Genomic DNA, 16,945 nt, shown 5'->3' with positions numbered 1-16,945 from the left:
ACCGGCAAGAGCGAGAGACGTCGCCTCAGAAGTCCGAAGCGATACCCTTGCGCTCCCAATCGCCATAACGTGTGGGTTCGGGTCCTTTCGGCCCCTGCAATTCCTTCGCCTTGGCCTCGCTGCCGGCTTCCGCGGCAGCAGCCTGCCGGCGTGCCTCGGCTTCGGCCAGCGCGCGCTGGGCTGCCGGCGTGAGCGGCTTGCGATCGGGAACAGGAGGCTGGTCACTCATCGTCCGGTCTTCTAGCGCAGGACGGGCCGCAATGCGACGTGCAATAACGCATTCCTGAAATCAGGCCCGAAAGGGCTGAAAAAGCCGGAAGCGATTCTTACATTTGGCATATTCGCGTGCCAGAGATCGCCTTCTCAAGGCATGCGCCCATCGCGGCGGAACTGCCGCTCGCTCAGAACCTTGCTTCCGCATGCCCTCTCAACGTTTTGCTCCTCCGCCCGAAGTGCCAGGCCTTGCGGCACGTCGGATTGCCGCCGACATCGTCGACGGCGTGCTGCACAAGCGCCGCACGCTCGACGACCAGCTCGACGGCAGCGGTGCCCATCCCGGACTGAAGTCGCTGGCCGACCGCGACCGGGCGTTGATGCGGCGGCTGGTTGCCACCGTGCTGCGCCGGCTCGGCACGCTCGGCCATGTGCTGTCGCGCCTGCTCGACAAGGGCATTCCTTCCGACGCGCCGCGCGCGCAGAGCGCGCTGCTGATCGGCGCGGCGCAGATCCTCTGGATGGACGTGCCGGATCACGCCGCCGTCGATCTCTCCGTTCGCCTGGTGCAATCCGACCGCCGTGCCGCGCGCTATGCCGGCCTCGTCAATGCCGTGCTGCGCCGCTGCGCGCGCGAGGGCAAGGCGCTGGTCGAGGAGGTCGCCACGCAATCGCTCGACCTTCCGCCATGGCTGCTCGCGCGCTGGAGCGCGCATTATGACGACGCGACCGCACGCGAGATGGCGCTGGCGCTCGGCCACGAGCCCTCGCTCGATCTCACCGTGAAGTCGGATCCCGCGCAATGGGCGAGCCGCCTGCACGGCGAGATGCTGCCGACCGGGACGGTACGGATGCTGCTGCACGGCTCGGTGACGATGCTGCCCGGCTTCACCGAGGGACAATGGTGGGTGCAGGACGCCGCCGCCGCACTGCCGGCCCGGCTGTTCGGCGACGTCAATGGCAAGTCCATTGCAGATCTCTGCGCCGCCCCTGGCGGCAAGACCGCACAACTGGCGCTGGCGGGCGCGCAGGTCACGGCGATCGACCGCTCGCCGGCCCGGGTGGCACGACTGCGCGAAAACCTGGCGCGGCTGTCGCTCCAGGCCGAGACCGTCGTCGCCGACGCCCTGGAATGGGCCGGCCCGGCCGAGGGCTTCGACGGTGTCCTGATCGATGCGCCCTGCACCTCGACCGGCACGATCCGCCGCCATCCCGACGTGGCCTGGCTGCGGCAGGAATCCGACATCGCGCCCCTGACCGCGCTCCAGCAACGACTGCTACGAAAATCGGTGTCGCTGCTCAAGCCGGGCGGCACGCTGATCTACTGCACCTGTTCGCTGGAACCCGAAGAAGGCGAGCAGGCCGTGGCAACGCTGCTGGCGGCCGAGCCGGCGCTTCGCCGCGTCCCGATCGCGGCGGCGGAGGTCGCGGGCCTCGACGAAATCCTCAACCCGGAGGGCGATCTGCGCACCCTGCCCTGCCACCTGCCGCATGCCGATCCCAAGCTCGGCGGACTCGACGGATTTTTCGCGGCCCGGCTGGTTAAATCCTGATTTTGCACTGGATTTTGCGACCGGCGCTGATTCGCGCCGTTCAAGGTGGTGTCAGACGGCCGATTTTGGGATTAATAGGGATTCGTCGCTAATTCTCTCCCCCTTCAAGGCACGGCGTGTCGGTCGCTCAACGCAGACATATCTCGACGCTGGTCATGAACCGCTTCGCGCGGAACATGCTTGCGCGCGCGAGCGGCGGCTCGGTTGCGCTGTCGCGGGTCTGGCCCAGCCGCACCGACCGGCTGATCATCGCGCCGCACGATCTGCGCACCGCGGATGCGACCCGCGCCGCCGAGATCTATGCCGGCCGCTTCGTCTTCGCCGGCAAGATCGTCAATTGCCACGGCCGCTCGATCTTCGATCTCGAGCCGCCGTCGGAGGACTGGGAGGTTGCGCTGCTCGGCTTCGGCTGGCTGCGCCATCTGCGCGCCGCCGACACCGCGCTGACACGGGCGAATGCGCGCGCTCTGATCGAGGACTGGATCGCCAACCCCGCCAACAAGCGACGCCCGGTCGCGCGGCGCGCCGACGTGCTGGCGAGGCGCGTGATCTCGCTGCTGTCGCAGGCACCGCTGGTGCTGAGCGAGACCGACAACAAATTCTACCGCCGTTACTTGCGCGCACTCGCCCGCGAGATCCGCTTCCTGCGCTACACCATGGTCGACATTCCGGACGGAGTGCCGAAGCTCCAGGTGCTGATCGCGCTGTGTTATGCGGCGCTGTGCCTTGCCAACCAGACGCGGCACATCCGCAGCGCATCGAAGAAGCTGTCGGACGAGTTGCAGCGGCAGATCCTGCCCGATGGCGGCCACATCTCCCGCAATCCGGGCGCGCTGATCGAGCTTCTGATCGACCTCTTGCCGCTGCGGCAGACCTTCGCCGCGCGCAACATCGCGCCGCCGCCGGCGCTGCTGAATGCGATCGACCGCATGATGCCGATGCTGCGCTTCTTCCGGCACGGCGACGGCAATTTCGCGCTGTTCAACGGCATGAGCGCGACATCTTCGGACCTGCTCGCCACGCTGCTCGCCTATGACGACACTCACGGCGCGCCGATGGCCAACATGCCGCATACCGGCTTTCAGCGCCTCGATGCCGGCCAGACCACTGTGATCATCGACACCGGCCCGCCGCCGCCGGCCAGCGTCAGTCACGACGCCCATGCCGGCTGCCTGTCGTTCGAGCTGTCCTCCGGCATCAGCCGCATCGTCACCAATTGCGGCATGCCGACCACGGGACGCGACAATTGGCGACCGTTCGCACGCGGCACCGCAGCCCATTCCACCCTGACCTACCACGACACCTCGTCCTGTCAGTTCGTCGAGATGTCGGCGATGAAGCGGCTGCTGCACGGCTCACCCGTCACCAGCGGACCCGTCGAGGTCGAGAGCTATCGCGAGATCGTGCAGAACGGCACGCTGCTGACGACGTCGCATGACGGTTACCTCGCCAAGTTCGGCGCGATCCACCGCCGCGTGCTGATGATCGCCAATGACGGCGCGCGCATCGACGGCGAGGACACGCTGTCGCCGCCGCAAGGCGGACGCTTCAAGGGCGCGGATGCCGATTTCGCGCTGCGCTTCCATCTGCATCCGGCCGTGAAGGCCAGTCGGCTGTCGGACGCCCGCGGCGTCATGCTGGTGCTGCCGAACCGCGACGTCTGGACCTTTGAAGCGTTGGACGACAAGGTCGATCTCGAGGACAGCGTGTTCCTGGCCGGCAATGACGGCCCCCGCCGCACCGCGCAGATCGTGATCCGGCAGGATGCGCGGCAGGCGCCCTCGATCCGCTGGAGCTTTGTGCGGTCCACCGCCTCACCGGCGGTCACCAACGCCCGGAGAAATGCGCGGCGCGAGCCGGAACTACCGCTGTAAACGTGCGATTCAGCCCGATCCGGTCGTTGTGAAAACAGCCGAAAACTGCTATCGAGCCCTCGCTCGCGCGACTGGCGACCTGGGATGGAGCACCATCGGGAAGCGCGGGCCGTAGCCGCCGCGCGCCTGGGCATAGACACTCCTTAAGACAGAGGATCTTGCTCATGACTGACCGTCCCCGCCGCGTCACCCGCGCCCTTCTCTCCGTCTCCGACAAGTCCGGCCTGATCGAGTTCGCCAAGGCGCTGGCCGCGCATGACGTCGAGCTGGTCTCGACCGGCGGCACCGCGAAGGCGATCGCCGCGGCCGGTCTCAAGGTGAAGGACGTCTCCGACCTGACCGGCTTCCCCGAGATGATGGACGGCCGCGTCAAGACGCTGCATCCGAAGGTGCATGGCGGCCTGCTCGCGATCCGCGACAACAAGGAGCATGCGGAGGCGATGAAGGCCCACGGCATCGCGCCGATCGACCTGCTCGTCGTCAACCTCTATCCGTTCGAAGCGACTGTCGACAAAGGTGCGGGCTTCGAGGATTGCATCGAGAACATCGACATCGGCGGCCCCGCCATGATCCGCGCCGCCGCCAAGAACCACGACGACGTCGCCGTCGTGGTCGAGGCCGAAGACTACAAGGCCGTGCTCGACGAGCTCGCCGCCAACAACGGCGCGACCACGCTGAAGCTGCGCCGGCGGCTTGCGGCAAAGGCCTATGCGCGCACCGCGGCCTATGACGCCGCGATCTCGAACTGGTTCAACCGGCAGCTCGAGATCGACGCACCCGACTTCCGCGCCTTCGGCGGCAGGTTGATCCAGTCGTTGCGCTATGGCGAGAACCCGCACCAGACCGCGGCGTTCTATGCGACGCCGGACAAGCGCCCGGGCGTCTCGACCGCGCGGCAGCTCCAGGGCAAGGAGCTCTCCTACAACAACATCAACGACACCGATGCGGCCTATGAATGCATCGGCGAGTTCGACGCCAAGCGCACCGCGGCCTGCGTCATCGTCAAGCACGCCAACCCCTGCGGCGTCGCCGAGGGATCGAACCTCGTCGAGGCTTATCGCAGGGCGCTGGCCTGCGATTCCACGTCCGCGTTCGGCGGCATCATCGCGATGAACCGTCCGCTCGACGCCGACACCGCGCGCGAGATCACCAAGATCTTCACCGAGGTCATCATAGCGCCGGATGCGACCGAGGAAGCGATCGCCATCATCGGCGGCAAGAAGAACCTGCGCCTGCTGCTCGCCGGCAGCCTGCCCGACCCCCGTGCGCCGGGCCTCACCGCCAAGACGGTGGCAGGCGGCCTTCTTGTGCAGAGCCGCGACAATGCCGTGGTCGACGACATGACGTTCAAGGTCGTGACCAAGCGGGCGCCGACCGAGGCCGAGATGCGCGACCTCAAATTCGCGTTCCGCGTCGCCAAGCACGTCAAGTCCAACACCATCATCTACGCGAGGGATCTCGCCACCGTCGGCATCGGCGCGGGGCAGATGAGCCGGGTGGATTCAGCCCGTATCGCCGCGCGCAAGGCGCAGGACGCGGCAGCTGAGCTGAAGCTCGCCGAGCCGCTCACCAAGGGTTCGGTTGTGGCGTCGGATGCCTTCTTCCCCTTCGCCGACGGCATGCTCGCCTGCATCGAGGCCGGCGCCACCGCCGTGGTGCAGCCCGGCGGCTCGATGCGCGACGACGAGGTGATCAAGGCCGCGGACGAGCACGGCATTGCCATGGTGTTCACGGGCACGCGGCACTTCAGGCATTGAGCCGCTAGCAAGAACGTCGACGATCCCATCAGGGCCGTCATTGCGAGCGTAGCGAAGCAATCCAGGATCTTTCCGCAGAGGCAGTCTGGATTGCTTCGTCGCTTCGCTCCTCGCAATGACGAAAGTAGAGCGCGTCGTGCGACTAATCCCGCACCCGCATCAACAATCCCAGACCTGCGACGAAGAACACCACCAGCACGGCCATGCCGGCCTTCTGGCTCGCGGTCACCGCCGTGATCATTCCGATCAGGAGCGGTCCGATGAAGGACGTCACCTTTCCGGTCAGCGCGAACAGTCCAAAATACTGCGCGATGCGGTCTTTCGGTGCGAGGTGGATCAGCAGCGTGCGGGAGGCGGCCTGGAGCGGACCGCCGGCCGCGCCGATAAAGCAGCCCAGCACGAGATAGGCGCGCTCGGCCGCGCTCGAGAACAAGCCCGCGCCCGCTTGCGGCGGCGCGACCTTGACGAACAACACGCTGTCCTTGTCGACCAGCAGGATCGCCGCCACGGACAGCAAGAGAAGCAGCAGGCTGCCGGCAATGACGCGCTTCGGCCCCAGACGATCATCCAGCTTACCGCCGAACCATGCGCCGAATGCGCCGGCGATCGCGAGCATGATGCCGAAGGTGCCGATCTGGATCGTGTGCCAGCCGAAAGTGCCGGCGGCATAGATGCCGCCGAAGGCGAACAGCGACACCAGACCGTCGGTGTAGATCATGTTGGCGAGCAGGAATGCCGCGAGCGATTTCTGCCTCGGCAGATGCTTGATCGATTGCCTGAGCTCCGACAGGCCCTGGCGCAGCGCCTCGCGCAGCGGGCGCTTGGCCGGATAGTCCGGCGTGAACAGGAACATCGGCGTCACGAAGATGATGAACCACAGCCCGGTCAGCGGCCCGGCGGCGCGATCGCCCTGATGCGTCACGGGATCGAGCCCGAACAATGGCGTGAGGCCGAGCAGCGTGCGGCCGGTCTCGGGATTGGCGGCGAGCAGGCCGAGCACGATGATCAGGCTGACGATGCCGCCGACATAGCCGGTCGCCCAGCCGGTGCCGGAGAGCCGGCCGATCCGCTCCGGCGGCACCAGGGTCGGCATCATCGCATTGTTGAAGACGGTGGCGAACTCGGCACCGACGCTGGCGAGCGCAACCGCGGTGAGCAGCAACGGAATGACGGCGACATCGCCGGGCCTGCCGATCCAAAGCGTGCACGATGCCAGCACCAGCACGGTGCCGAATCCCGCTATCCATGGTTTCCTGCGGCCCGCGGCGTCGGCGATGGCTCCCAACACCGGCGACAGCAGCGCGATTGCAAGGCCCGCCGATGCCATCGCAAACGCCCATAGCGACTGGCCGGTGGCGGGATTCGGCGCAACGCTGGTGGCGAAATAGGGTGCGAACACGAAGGTCGTGATCAACGTGAAATAGGGCTGCGCGGCCCAATCGAAGAAGATCCAGCTGACGACGGCGGCGCGTGGCGGATAAGTCCGCGGCGCATCGGCCATGCGCGCATCCGGGGCGATCGTCGTCATCACGCAGGCCTCATCACGAACAGTTTTGCCTCTCTTGGGCCAAACCGTATAGCATTGCGGCGAGGCGTGTGAACCGGTCCGAAGCCCCGGCGGAAGTTTGATAATGTCGTCATATTCGACACGGCGGACATTTTTCGCCGTCATAGCCGCTCTGGCGTTCGGTCTCGCAGCCGCGACTGCCCAGGATGCGCGACAGGCCTATGTTCCAGCCGCGCCCGGCACGGTGCGCGCCATTGCCGCCGAACACGGCATGGTGGTCGCGCAGGAGAAGATATCCGCGCAGGTCGGCGCCGAGATCCTGCGGCGCGGCGGCAATGCGGTCGATGCGGCCGTCGCGACCGGCTTTGCGATGGCCGTGACCTATCCGCGTGCCGGCAATATCGGCGGCGGCGGCTTCATGGTGATCCATTCCGCCGACCGCAACGAAGACATCACGATCGACTACCGCGAGACGGCGCCGGCGGCGACCACGCCGCAGATCTTTCTCGGCGCCGACGGCAAGCCCGATCCGGCGAAGTCACGGGATTCCGCCCTTGGCATCGGCGTGCCCGGCACGGTCGCGGGACTCAATCTGGCACTGGAGAAGTACGGCTCGGGCCGGTTCACGCTGGCGCAATTGCTCGAGCCTGCGATTGCGCTCGCTCGCGACGGTTTCGTCGTTAGCGACGACATCGCCGATACGCTGCCGGGTTGGCACCGGCGGCTGGCACGCTGGCCGTCGACCGCCAAGATCTTCTCGCGGGCCGACGGCACGCCGCTTCGCGAGGGCGACAGGTTGATGCAGGGCGACCTTGCCGAAACGCTGTCGGCCGTCGCGGCACAGGGACCGCGCGGCTTCTATGAGGGACCGGTCGCGGAAAAGCTCGCCAAAGCCGTGACTGATGCCGGCGGCATCATGACGCCGGCCGATTTGAAGGCCTATCAGGCCGTGATCCGCGCGCCGGTGCGCGGCACCTATCGCGGCTACGACATCGTGTCGATGCCGCTGCCCTCGTCCGGTGGCACCGTCTTGGTGGAAACGCTCAACATCCTCGAGGGCTTTCAGCTTGGCGATTTGAAGCAGGGATCGCCGGCATCCCTGCATCTCTTGATTGAGGCCATGAAGCGTGCCTATGCGGACCGCGCGCGCTATCTCGGCGATCCCGCCTTCGTCAACGCACCGATCGAGACGCTCACCGCGAAGGACTACGCCGCCAAACTGCGCTCCGGCATCGCGGTCGATCGCGCCACGCCGTCGAAAGAGCTCGCAGCCGCGGCTCCTTCGCCGCGCGAGGGCAGCAACACCACGCATTTCTCCGTGGTGGATTCCCGCGGCAACGCGGTCAGTAACACCTACACGCTGAACTTCAGCTACGGCGTCGGCCTCGTTGCCGACGGCACCGGCGTGCTGCTCAACAACGAGCTCGACGATTTCACCGCCGCGGTCGGCGCCTCCAATGCCTACGGCCTCGTCGGCTTCGAGGCCAATCTGCCAGGACCCGGCAAACGTCCGCTCTCGTCGATGTCGCCGACCATCGTGCTCAAGGACGGCAAGCCGGTGCTGGTGACGGGCTCGCCCGGCGGCAGCCGCATCATTTCCAGCGTGCTGCAGGTGATCGTGAACGTCCTGGACTACAAGATGGATGTCGCGGCCGCCGTCGCGGCGCCACGGCTGCATCACCAATGGTTGCCCGACGAAGTGCGGATCGAGCGCGGCTTTGCCGAGGATGTGCTGCTCGAACTGAAGGCGAGAGGCCATGCGATCGTCGAGCCGATGGGGCAGACATCGGCCAATTCGATTCTCGTGTCGCCGAACGGGCCGCTTGGCGCGCCCGATCCCCGCACGCGGGGCGCAGAAGCGGCCGGCCAGTAACCGCTTCGCTTACCGCCCCACCTCGTACGGCCCACCCTTTTCCAGCGCACGCGCATAGGCCGGCCGTGCGTGGATGCGTTCGAGGAATGCCATTGCCTTGGGATGGCCCTGTTCGAGCCCGCCGCGCGCTTGCGCAGCTTCGAGCGGAAAGCTCATCTGGATGTCGGCCGCGGTGAATTCGTTGCCGGCGAACCATTCGCTCTTGGCAAGCTCGCCTTCCCAATAGTCCATGTGCTGCTTGAGCTGCGGATTGACCACCGTGGTCAGCGCCTGGTTCGAGACCTTGCGCACCAGCGGACGAAGCAGCGCGGGCGCGCGCTTCGGCATCAGCGTGAACAGCAGCTTCAGCAGCAGCGGCTGCATCGCCGACCCCTCGGCATAATGCAGCCAATAGGTGAAGCGCAGCCGCTCCGGTGTATCAGGCGGCGGAATCAGTCGGCCATTGCCGTAGGTCGCGAGGATATATTCGATGATCGCACCCGACTCGGCGATGGTGTTGCCGTTCTCGGTGACGACGGGCGATTTGCCGAGCGGGTGGATGGCGCGCAGCTCCTTCGGCGCACGCATGTCGGGCTGGCGTTGGTAGCGCACGATCTCGTAGGGGACGCCCAGCTCCTCGAGCAGCCACAGCACGCGCTGCGAGCGGGAATTATTGAGGTGATGAACGGTCAGCATCGGTGAGGTCCCCAGGGCTAGGCATGGTGGCGAGGCGCGGTCGTGCGGCGGCGCTTTTGGTGCCAGCCCGGGGGCGCAATGTCGAGCCGGGGTGCGGATATTTTCACCCGGGTATATTGACCTTTATAATTTACCCGGGTATTAAATGGTCCTGGCCTCATCAATATGGCAATGATTTCAATGCATAGGACTTTCACCGCCTTCCAGGGACCACGTCGCCTGGTGTCCGGACCCGCCGGCGAAGTCGCGCTTGTCGTCAAGCGGGTGGCGCCTCGGCCGGATGAAGCCATCATCATCTTCGAGGATGCCACGGGCCGATCGATCGATTTCGATCTGCGTGGCGGCGATCGCGAGGTGCTGGCGCGGCTGGCCAAGCTCGTCCCGCCGCCGGTCGAGGAGAGCACGCCGCCGAGCGAGCCCCGCGGGCGCGGCCGGCCCAAGCTCGGCGTCGTCGCGCGCGAGGTGACGCTGTTGCCGCGGCACTGGGAGTGGCTCGGCGCGCAGCCGGGCGGCGCCTCGGTCGCGCTGCGCAAGCTCGTCGACGAGGCGAGGCGCGCCAGCGGCGACAAGGACCGCGAGCGGCAGGCGCGCGATGCGGCCTATCACTTCATGTCGACCATGGCCGGCAATCTGCCGCGGTTCGAGGAAGCGTCGCGGGCGCTGTTCGCAGACGACCGGCGGCGCTTCACCGCACTGATCGCCGACTGGCCGGCCGACATCCGCGACCACATCGTCAAGCTCGCCTACAGCGACCGCGCGTAAACCGCGCGGCGCTCTTCACAACCTCCATCGACGGCCGAGCCGCACACCTTGCGCGGCAACGGCTTCGTACGCCCTGATGAAAGGCCGATCCATGTCCGCCCCAAAACCGCTCTGGACGACATTCCTCCGCTTCCTCGCGCCGTTGATGCTGAGCAACGCGCTGCAATCGCTGTTCGGCACCGTCAGCAACGTCTATCTCGGCCAGATGATCGGCATCGACGCGCTGGCGGCGGTCTCGGGTTTCTTTCCCGTGATGTTCTTCCTGTTCGCCTTCGTCATGGGCCTCAGCACCGGGGCGACCGTCCTGATCGGCCAGGCCTTCGGCGCGGGCGAGCCCGACAAGATCAGAAGCATCGCAGGCGCGACGCTCGCGATCGGCCTTCTGCTCTCCACTTCGGTTGCGCTGATCGGCGGCCTCTTCAGCCGTCAATTGATGATGGCGCTCGCCACGCCCGCGGACATCCTCGATTCTGCCAGCACCTATGCGCGGATCATGCTGCTCACCATGCCGCTCGGGTTCGTCTTCCTGCTGATGACGGCGATGATCCGCGGCGTCGGCGACGCACTGACCCCGCTGCTGGCGCTGGCGCTGTCGACTGCGATCGGCCTGATCCTGACCCCGATGCTGATCCGCGGGTCGTTCGGATTGCCGCCGGCCGGCGTCGCCAGCCCGGCATGGGCGGCCGCGATCGCGAACGCGCTCACCTTGATTGCACTCGCGGTCTATCTGCTGCGGAAGAAGCACGCGCTCGCGCCGGACGCGGCCCTGCTGCGTCAGCTGCGGCTCAACCGCGCCATGCTCGGCAAGATTCTCGGCATCGGATTGCCGAGCGCCATCGGCATGGTGGTGATGGCGATCGCGGAGCTGGTCCTGCTCGGCCTGGTCAACGGCTTCGGGTCGGACGCCACGGCGGCCTATGGCGCCGTCAACCAGGTGATGGGCTACACGCAGTTCACGGCGATGTCGATTTCGATCGCCGTCTCGATCCTCGGCGCGCAGGCTGTCGGCGGCGGCGACAGAACCCGGCTCGACAGCATCGTGCGCACCGGGCTCGCTTTCAACCTCGTCCTGACCGGCGGGCTGGTGGCGCTGATCTATCTGGCGCCGCGTGCCATCCTCGGCATCTTCATCACCGACGCCGCCGTGCTCGATCTGGCGAAAGACCTGCTCGACATCGCCCTGTGGAGTTCGGTGCCGTTCGGCCTGGCCATTGTGTATTCCGGGGCCATGCGTGCAGCGGGCGTCGCGCTGACGCCGATGCTGCTCTCGATCTTCGCCATCGTCGCGATTGAGCTGCCCGCCGCGGTGATCCTGAGCCGCACGATCGGCCTTGAGGGCGTATGGGCCGCCTATCCCATCGTGTTCTGCGCCATGTTCGTCTTGCAGATGGGCTATTACCTCACGGTCTGGCGCAAGCGCGCGATCCGGCGTCTGATCTGACGCTCAAAGTATTATGATCATCATTAAACGGTAGACCTGTGGCGCGCCCTGCGCCACAATAGAAAAAAGCCAGATCAAGAAGTTAGATCAGGGAGAGTGAGTTTGACCCGCATTGCCCCGCAGTTCCTGTTCGATTTCGGCAGCCCGAACGCCTATCTCAGCCATCTCGCGATTCCCGCGATCGAGCAGCGCATCGGCGTCAGGTTCGAATACGTCCCGATCCTGCTCGGCGGCATCTTCAAGTCGACTAACAACAGGTCGCCGGCCGAGACCCTCGCCGGCATCAAGAACAAGCGTGAATTCCAGCAGGTCGAGACCGAGCGCTTCATCAGGCGCTTCAAGGTCCAGCCTTATGTCTGGAATCCGCACTTTCCCGTCAACACGCTGAATCTGATGCGCATGGCGATCGCGGCGCAAGCGGAAGGCGTGTTTGAGGCCTATGTCGAGGCCGCCTTCCACCACATGTGGCGCGAGCCGAAGAAGATGGACGATCCTGAAGTCGCGGCGAAGGCGCTGGCGTCCTCCGGCCTCGATGTCCAGAAGCTGTTGACCCGCGCGCAGGAACCCGAGGTGAAGGCCAAGCTGATCAAGAACACCGAGGAGGCGGTCGTGCGCGGCGCGTTCGGCTCGCCGACCTTCTTTGTCGGCAACGAGATGTTCTTTGGCAAGGAACAGCTCCGCGAGGTCGAGGAGATGGTGCTGGAACGGGGCAAATAGGGAATGGCGAATAGCGAGTCGTGAAACTGTGACTCGTGATTTGCGGCCTCTCACCCTATTCGCTATTCCGTACCCGCCATTCGCCTCGTTCAACGGAGCTCTCGCATGCGTATCCTCGTGGTCGGCGCCGGCGCCATCGGCGGCTATTTTGGTGGCAGGCTGTTGCAGGCCGGCCGCGACGTCACCTTCCTGGTCCGGCCGCGCCGGGCCGGCGAGCTCGCCAGCGCCGGGCTCGTCATCAAGAGCCCGAATGGCGACGTGACCCTGAAGAATCCGCCGACCGTGCAGGCCGACGCGCTCAAGGACAAGTTCGACGTCGTGCTGCTCAGCTGCAAGGCGTTCGATCTCGACGATGCCATCAAGTCGTTCGCGGCCGCCGTCGGGCCGAACACCGCGATCATCCCGATGCTGAACGGCATGAAGCATCTCGACATCCTCGACGCCAAGTTCGGCAAGGAGCGCGTGCTCGGCGGCCTCTGCGCGATCGCCGCGACCTTGAACGAGCAGCGTGAGGTGGTGCAGCTCCAGCCGATGCAGGCGATCAGCTACGGCGAGCGCGACGGAAAGCTGTCCGATCGCGTCAAGGCGATCGACGAGGCCTTCAAGAGCGGCATTACCGGCGCCGCCGCCAGCCAGAACATCATGCAGGACATGTGGGAGAAGTGGGTGTTCCTCGCCTCGCTGGCGGCATCCACCAGCCTGATGCGGACCTCCGTCGGCAACATCCTCGCAGCGCCCGGCGGCCGAGATTTCCTGCTCGGCATGCTGGATGAGACCAGCGCGATCGCGGCGGCCTCGGGCTATCCGCCGGGCGGCCCGTTCTTCGAGCGTGTGAAGGGCAACCTCACCACCGAGGGCTCGCCCATGACGGCCTCGATGTTCCGCGACATCAAGGCCGGCCTGCCGGTCGAGGCCGATCACGTCATCGGCGACCTCATCGCGCGCGCCGACGCCGCCAAGGTGCCGGTGCCCAAGTTGCGCATCGCCTACACGCATTTGAAGGCGTATGAGAAGCAGCGGGCGGGGTAGCTGCAGCTACACACTCGGTATCCCGGGCTCGCGCTTTGCGCGCCCCGGGGATGACGAGCTGCGTTTGCCGCAACCAGCCCCGCGCTACTTCAAATGCGCGAGATAGTGCGAGACCGCGGTGATCTCCTCGTCGCTCATGCGATAGGCAACATCGACCATCGCAGCGACGCCGTTGCCGATGCGCTGGCCGGCCTTGTAGTCGTGCAGCGCCTTGACCAGATATTCCTCGCGCTGGCCCGCGAGCCGCGCCACGGCCTTGGTGCCGGCATAGCTGTCCGTGTGGCACGAGGCACAGCGGCGGCCGGCGGCAACCTGCGCGCCCTTCTCCGACAGATCCGGATCCTTGTCCTCCGGACCCTTCGGCGGCGCCATTTGCGAGAAATAGGCACCGAAACTGCGGATGTCCTCGTTGGTGATCTCCTCCGCGATCGGCTTCATCTGCTCGTTCTTGCGCGCGCCGGCGCGGAAGAACACGAGCTGCCACTGGATGAACTGATCGGGCTGCCCGGCGAGCGAGGGGACGTTCTCGGTCTGCGAAATGCCGTTCTCGCCGTGACAGCCGGCGCAGGCGGAGGCCTTCGCCTTGATCGCGGAATTATCGGCAGCACCTGCCGGCACGGCACCGAGCGTCAGGAGTGCAAGCGCGCTGATTGCGTGCGAGATGAACGGCCGGCGCATGAGGGAATTCCGATCTGATCAAGTGCGTCGCTTCCGGCGCGTGCGGAGCACGCGCCCTGGATCCATAACCACGGCTCGGGGTCATGGGTTCCGGACTTGCGCTGGCGCGCAATCCGGAACGATGGGATGGGCTTGAAGCAAACGAGGCTGCGGCCCTTCCGGCACCGCAGCCTCGTGTCGTATGCGCGCTACTTCTTGCTGTAGCTGATGCGATAGATCGCGCCGGCCCAATCGTCGGCGACGAGGATCGATCCGTCCTTGGCGAGGATGATGTCGTTGGGTCGCCCGAGATAGCCCTGGTCGCCCTCGAGCCAACCGGAGGCGAAGATCTCCCGCTTCGGGTTCTTGCCATCGGGCCCGACGATCACGCGCACGATGCGCGCGCCCTGGTACTTGTGCCGATTCCAGGAGCCGTGCTCGGCGATCAGGATGTTGTTCTTGTACTCGGCGGGGAATTGATCGCCGGTATAGAACTTCATGCCGAGCGGGGCGACATGGGCGCCGAGATTCAGCACGGGCGGCGTGAACTCGGAGCACTTGTGGCCCATCGCGAACTTGTCGTCGGGCAGATTGCCCTGGTGGCAATAGGGATAGCCGAAATGCTCGCCGATCCGGTTGATCATGTTCAGCTTGTCCGAGGGCAGGTCATCGCTGATCCAGTCGCGGGCATTCTCGGTGAACCAGAGCTTGCCGGTGCGCGGATCGACGTCGCCGCCGACCGAGTTGCGCACGCCGAGCGCCCAGATTTCGGCGTTGCCGGTCTTGGGATCGACGCGCCGGATCTGCGAGACGCTGGTCGGCGGGATGCCGATGTTGAAGGGCGGCCCGAACGGCAGGAAGAACCAGCCTTCCTTGTCGACCGCGATGTACTTCCAGCCATGCGCGGCATAGGACGGCATGTCGTCATAGACGACCTTGCCGTCGCCGGGATTGTCGAGCTTGTTCTCGATGTCGTCGTAGCGGATCAGCTTGTCGACCGCGATGACGTAGAGCGCGCCGTCCCTGACGGCGAGCCCGGTGGGCATGTTCAGCCCCTTGAGGATGGTCTTGACCTCCTTCTTCCCGCCATTGTCCTTGATGGCATAGACGTTGCCGAGGCCGAACGAGCCGACGAACAGGGTGCCCTTGTTACCCCAGGCCATCTGCCGCGCCGCGAGCACGCCCGAGGCGTAGACCTCGATCTTGAAGCCCTGAGGCAGCTTGATCTTCTTGACGATGTTGGCGAGCTCGGCATCGGAGGCGCCGGTCGGCGGACCCGAGGGCGGCGCAAGGCCCTTCTGCGCCTCGGTCTCATCGCCCAGGAACCAGTCATCCGGCGGATGGGTCCAAAACTCCTTGGTGCCGGATTCGTATTTCTTCAGTGCCCGGTTCTTGTCCTGCTGCTGCGCGTTGCCGGCGCTGGTCCCCGCGAGGAGAGCAGCCGCTGCAAGCGCCAGAACGGATTGAAAGACGGATCGGTGGAATCTCATCGCGTCACTCCCCTAAGGCAGCCCCTAGGAGCTGCGCATTATTTTCTTTTGCTAGTCGAGAGGCGAAGTTTTGGGTCGGTCGGAACGACAGACGCAAAAAGGTTAGCACATCTGCGGGCGCTGAGAAGCGCGGCGCGTTCACCGCGGTTGCGCCGCGCAAAAATTGAGACGGAATGTCAACGAGGCCAAGCGCGAGGCGGGGGCGCTGTCGCTGCGATGCGGAATCAAGGCGGCGCGCGCCTCGTTCGCGGCCCAGGCGAGCGGCGCTACAAAAAATGCGAAAACAACCCCATGCACAGTAGAACGGCGCAAGTCGCTCCGCTCAGGGGAGACCCGGCAGGCGCTTGACTCGTCGAGCAAAATATCGATCGCGGCGCTCAACCGGCGACGGGGTAGGGTCCATCGTCGAACGCCGTGTCGTGATAGCCCTTGGCCCCGATCTCGCGCGCCAGCGCACTGCGAAAATCGCGCCCCGCGCGCAGGCTGTGCAGCACATGCGCGAAATCGAATTCGGGCCGCCAGCCCAGCTCGCGCCGCGCGCGTTCGTTGACATAGACGCGGTCGATCTCGGGGAAGAGCCTCCAGCCGCGCGCCGCATAGAGCTGGGCGCAATCCGGATAGAGTTCGCGCACGACCACGGCAGCATCGCGCGCCAGCGCCGCGAGATGACGCTGCTCGAACGGGCTGGTCGCCGAAATGATGTAGCGGGCGAAACCGACGTTGGGCGCGCGCTCGACGGCGAGCAGATGGGCGCTCACCGCGTCCGCGATATCCAGCCGGCGATAGAGCAGCTCGTTGGCCTGCGCGTTGTCCAGCGCATAGGCTGACCGCATCGCGGGATCGTCGTCGTCCTCCGGAAAGAAGCGCGAGGTCCGCAACACCACGACCGGAAGTCCACGCTCACGGAAGAACAGCTCGCACAGCGTCTCCGCCATCAGCTTGGTCGTGCCATAGATATTTTTCGGAACGGACGGCAGGTCCTCGGTGACCCACACCGCCGCCTGTCCCGCCGCCGGCCGAAGCTGCGAGCCGAACGCGCTGGTCGTGCTGGTGAAGACGAAACTCTTCACCCCGGCCGCGGCGGCCGCCTCAAGCAGATTGAGCGTGCCTGATACGTTGGTGTCGACAAAGTCCTGCTTGCTGTGGGTCGCCACATGCGGCTTGTGCAGGGTCGCGGTGTGGATCACCGCCGTGACGCCGTCCATCTGGCGCCGCACGAAGCCGGCATCGACGATCGAGCCCACCGCATCGGTGAAGGGCGAAGGCTTCAAATCGATCCCGCGCACGGGCGACCCGCGCCCACGCAGGGTGCGGATGACGGCTTCACCGAGATGGCCGGCACTGCCGGTGACCAGAGTTGCCATTTGAGACCAATTTGAACCCACCCGCCCACCGGC

The 16,945-nt window shown here is 65.9% G+C and carries 14 protein-coding genes and 1 riboswitch; of the genes, 8 read left to right on the top strand and 6 right to left on the bottom strand.

Going from position 1 to position 16,945, the window contains the following annotated elements; all coding sequences use genetic code 11:
- Positions 1 to 25: 25 nt before the first annotated feature.
- Positions 26 to 229 (bottom strand): DUF1674 domain-containing protein, encoded by a 204-nt coding sequence (locus DCM80_RS13775; RefSeq protein ID WP_257197447.1) that lies wholly within the window; start codon positions 227 to 229, stop codon positions 26 to 28.
- 190 nt (positions 230 to 419) lie between these two features.
- On the opposite strand from DCM80_RS13775, the gene DCM80_RS13770 reads away from it, so the two are divergent.
- From DCM80_RS13770 to purH, 3 genes are all read left to right on the top strand, one after another.
- The gene (locus DCM80_RS13770; protein ID WP_257197446.1) at positions 420 to 1,766 is read left to right on the top strand and encodes an RsmB/NOP family class I SAM-dependent RNA methyltransferase; all 1,347 of its coding nucleotides are present in this window, start codon (positions 420 to 422) and stop codon (positions 1,764 to 1,766) included.
- A 155-nt stretch (positions 1,767 to 1,921) separates the two neighbouring features.
- Positions 1,922 to 3,640, top strand: a complete 1,719-nt coding sequence (locus DCM80_RS13765) for a heparinase II/III family protein (RefSeq protein WP_257179157.1) — start codon at positions 1,922 to 1,924, stop codon at positions 3,638 to 3,640.
- Positions 3,641 to 3,697: 57 nt separating this feature from the next.
- Positions 3,698 to 3,779: riboswitch (ZMP/ZTP riboswitch) on the top strand.
- A gap of 25 nt (positions 3,780 to 3,804) precedes the next feature.
- Positions 3,805 to 5,397: a bifunctional phosphoribosylaminoimidazolecarboxamide formyltransferase/IMP cyclohydrolase gene (gene purH, locus DCM80_RS13760; RefSeq protein WP_257197445.1), complete on the top strand. Its 1,593-nt coding sequence runs from the start codon at positions 3,805 to 3,807 to the stop codon at positions 5,395 to 5,397.
- 142 nt (positions 5,398 to 5,539) lie between these two features.
- On the opposite strand, the gene DCM80_RS13755 is transcribed toward purH, so the two are convergent.
- Positions 5,540 to 6,925, bottom strand: a complete 1,386-nt coding sequence (locus DCM80_RS13755; RefSeq protein ID WP_257197444.1) for an MFS transporter — start codon at positions 6,923 to 6,925, stop codon at positions 5,540 to 5,542.
- Between the two features lie 103 nt (positions 6,926 to 7,028).
- Between DCM80_RS13755 and ggt the strand changes: the two genes are divergently transcribed.
- Positions 7,029 to 8,777: a gamma-glutamyltransferase gene (ggt, locus tag DCM80_RS13750; RefSeq protein ID WP_257197443.1), complete on the top strand. Its 1,749-nt coding sequence runs from the start codon at positions 7,029 to 7,031 to the stop codon at positions 8,775 to 8,777.
- A gap of 9 nt (positions 8,778 to 8,786) precedes the next feature.
- On the opposite strand, the gene DCM80_RS13745 is transcribed toward ggt, so the two are convergent.
- Complete coding sequence (locus tag DCM80_RS13745) at positions 8,787 to 9,452, bottom strand: glutathione S-transferase family protein (protein ID WP_257197442.1); 666 nt, start codon at positions 9,450 to 9,452, stop codon at positions 8,787 to 8,789.
- 165 nt (positions 9,453 to 9,617) lie between these two features.
- Here DCM80_RS13745 and DCM80_RS13740 point away from each other — a divergent pair, with 165 nt between their 5' ends.
- The 4 genes from DCM80_RS13740 to panE all read left to right on the top strand — a co-directional run bounded on the left by DCM80_RS13740 (position 9,618) and on the right by panE (position 13,401).
- On the top strand, positions 9,618 to 10,214 hold the full coding sequence (locus tag DCM80_RS13740; protein ID WP_257197441.1) for a DUF2239 family protein: 597 nt from the start codon (positions 9,618 to 9,620) through the stop codon (positions 10,212 to 10,214).
- 91 nt (positions 10,215 to 10,305) lie between these two features.
- Entirely contained in the window at positions 10,306 to 11,655 is a 1,350-nt protein-coding gene (locus DCM80_RS13735) for an MATE family efflux transporter (RefSeq protein WP_257197440.1), read from the top strand.
- 102 nt (positions 11,656 to 11,757) lie between these two features.
- Positions 11,758 to 12,372 (top strand): 2-hydroxychromene-2-carboxylate isomerase, encoded by a 615-nt coding sequence (locus tag DCM80_RS13730; protein WP_257197438.1) that lies wholly within the window; start codon positions 11,758 to 11,760, stop codon positions 12,370 to 12,372.
- A 105-nt stretch (positions 12,373 to 12,477) separates the two neighbouring features.
- Positions 12,478 to 13,401 (top strand): 2-dehydropantoate 2-reductase, encoded by a 924-nt coding sequence (panE, locus tag DCM80_RS13725; RefSeq protein ID WP_257197437.1) that lies wholly within the window; start codon positions 12,478 to 12,480, stop codon positions 13,399 to 13,401.
- A gap of 84 nt (positions 13,402 to 13,485) precedes the next feature.
- On the opposite strand, the gene DCM80_RS13720 is transcribed toward panE, so the two are convergent.
- The 3 genes from DCM80_RS13720 to DCM80_RS13710 all read right to left on the bottom strand — a co-directional run bounded on the left by DCM80_RS13720 (position 13,486) and on the right by DCM80_RS13710 (position 16,912).
- Positions 13,486 to 14,079: a cytochrome c gene (locus tag DCM80_RS13720; protein ID WP_257197436.1), complete on the bottom strand. Its 594-nt coding sequence runs from the start codon at positions 14,077 to 14,079 to the stop codon at positions 13,486 to 13,488.
- A gap of 188 nt (positions 14,080 to 14,267) precedes the next feature.
- Positions 14,268 to 15,548 carry a sorbosone dehydrogenase family protein gene (locus DCM80_RS13715; protein ID WP_257197435.1) on the bottom strand — a complete coding sequence of 427 codons (1,281 nt, stop codon included), beginning with the start codon at positions 15,546 to 15,548 and terminating at the stop codon, positions 14,268 to 14,270.
- A gap of 377 nt (positions 15,549 to 15,925) precedes the next feature.
- A complete protein-coding gene (locus DCM80_RS13710) occupies positions 15,926 to 16,912 on the bottom strand; it encodes an NAD(P)-dependent oxidoreductase (protein WP_257197434.1) in 987 nt (328 codons plus the stop codon).
- Positions 16,913 to 16,945 lie beyond the last annotated feature (33 nt).

Source organism: Bradyrhizobium sp. WBOS08 (assembly GCF_024585125.1).
Classification (GTDB): Bacteria; Pseudomonadota; Alphaproteobacteria; order Rhizobiales; family Xanthobacteraceae; genus Bradyrhizobium; species Bradyrhizobium japonicum_B.
This window is presented reverse-complemented; position numbering and strand designations above follow the sequence as displayed.

Excerpts from the sequence above, each read along its gene's own strand:
- DCM80_RS13775 (WP_257197447.1), bottom strand. The coding sequence starts at position 229 with ATGAGTGACCAGCCTCCTGTTCCCGATCGCAAGCCGCTCACGCCGGCA.
- DCM80_RS13770 (WP_257197446.1), top strand. The coding sequence starts at position 420 with ATGCCCTCTCAACGTTTTGCTCCTCCGCCCGAAGTGCCAGGCCTTGCG.
- DCM80_RS13765 (WP_257179157.1), top strand. The coding sequence starts at position 1,922 with ATGAACCGCTTCGCGCGGAACATGCTTGCGCGCGCGAGCGGCGGCTCG.
- purH (WP_257197445.1), top strand. The coding sequence starts at position 3,805 with ATGACTGACCGTCCCCGCCGCGTCACCCGCGCCCTTCTCTCCGTCTCC.
- DCM80_RS13755 (WP_257197444.1), bottom strand. The coding sequence starts at position 6,925 with ATGACGACGATCGCCCCGGATGCGCGCATGGCCGATGCGCCGCGGACT.
- ggt (WP_257197443.1), top strand. The coding sequence starts at position 7,029 with ATGTCGTCATATTCGACACGGCGGACATTTTTCGCCGTCATAGCCGCT.
- DCM80_RS13745 (WP_257197442.1), bottom strand. The coding sequence starts at position 9,452 with ATGCTGACCGTTCATCACCTCAATAATTCCCGCTCGCAGCGCGTGCTG.
- DCM80_RS13740 (WP_257197441.1), top strand. The coding sequence starts at position 9,618 with ATGGCAATGATTTCAATGCATAGGACTTTCACCGCCTTCCAGGGACCA.
- DCM80_RS13735 (WP_257197440.1), top strand. The coding sequence starts at position 10,306 with ATGTCCGCCCCAAAACCGCTCTGGACGACATTCCTCCGCTTCCTCGCG.
- panE (WP_257197437.1), top strand. The coding sequence starts at position 12,478 with ATGCGTATCCTCGTGGTCGGCGCCGGCGCCATCGGCGGCTATTTTGGT.
- DCM80_RS13720 (WP_257197436.1), bottom strand. The coding sequence starts at position 14,079 with ATGCGCCGGCCGTTCATCTCGCACGCAATCAGCGCGCTTGCACTCCTG.
- DCM80_RS13715 (WP_257197435.1), bottom strand. The coding sequence starts at position 15,548 with ATGAGATTCCACCGATCCGTCTTTCAATCCGTTCTGGCGCTTGCAGCG.
- DCM80_RS13710 (WP_257197434.1), bottom strand. The coding sequence starts at position 16,912 with ATGGCAACTCTGGTCACCGGCAGTGCCGGCCATCTCGGTGAAGCCGTC.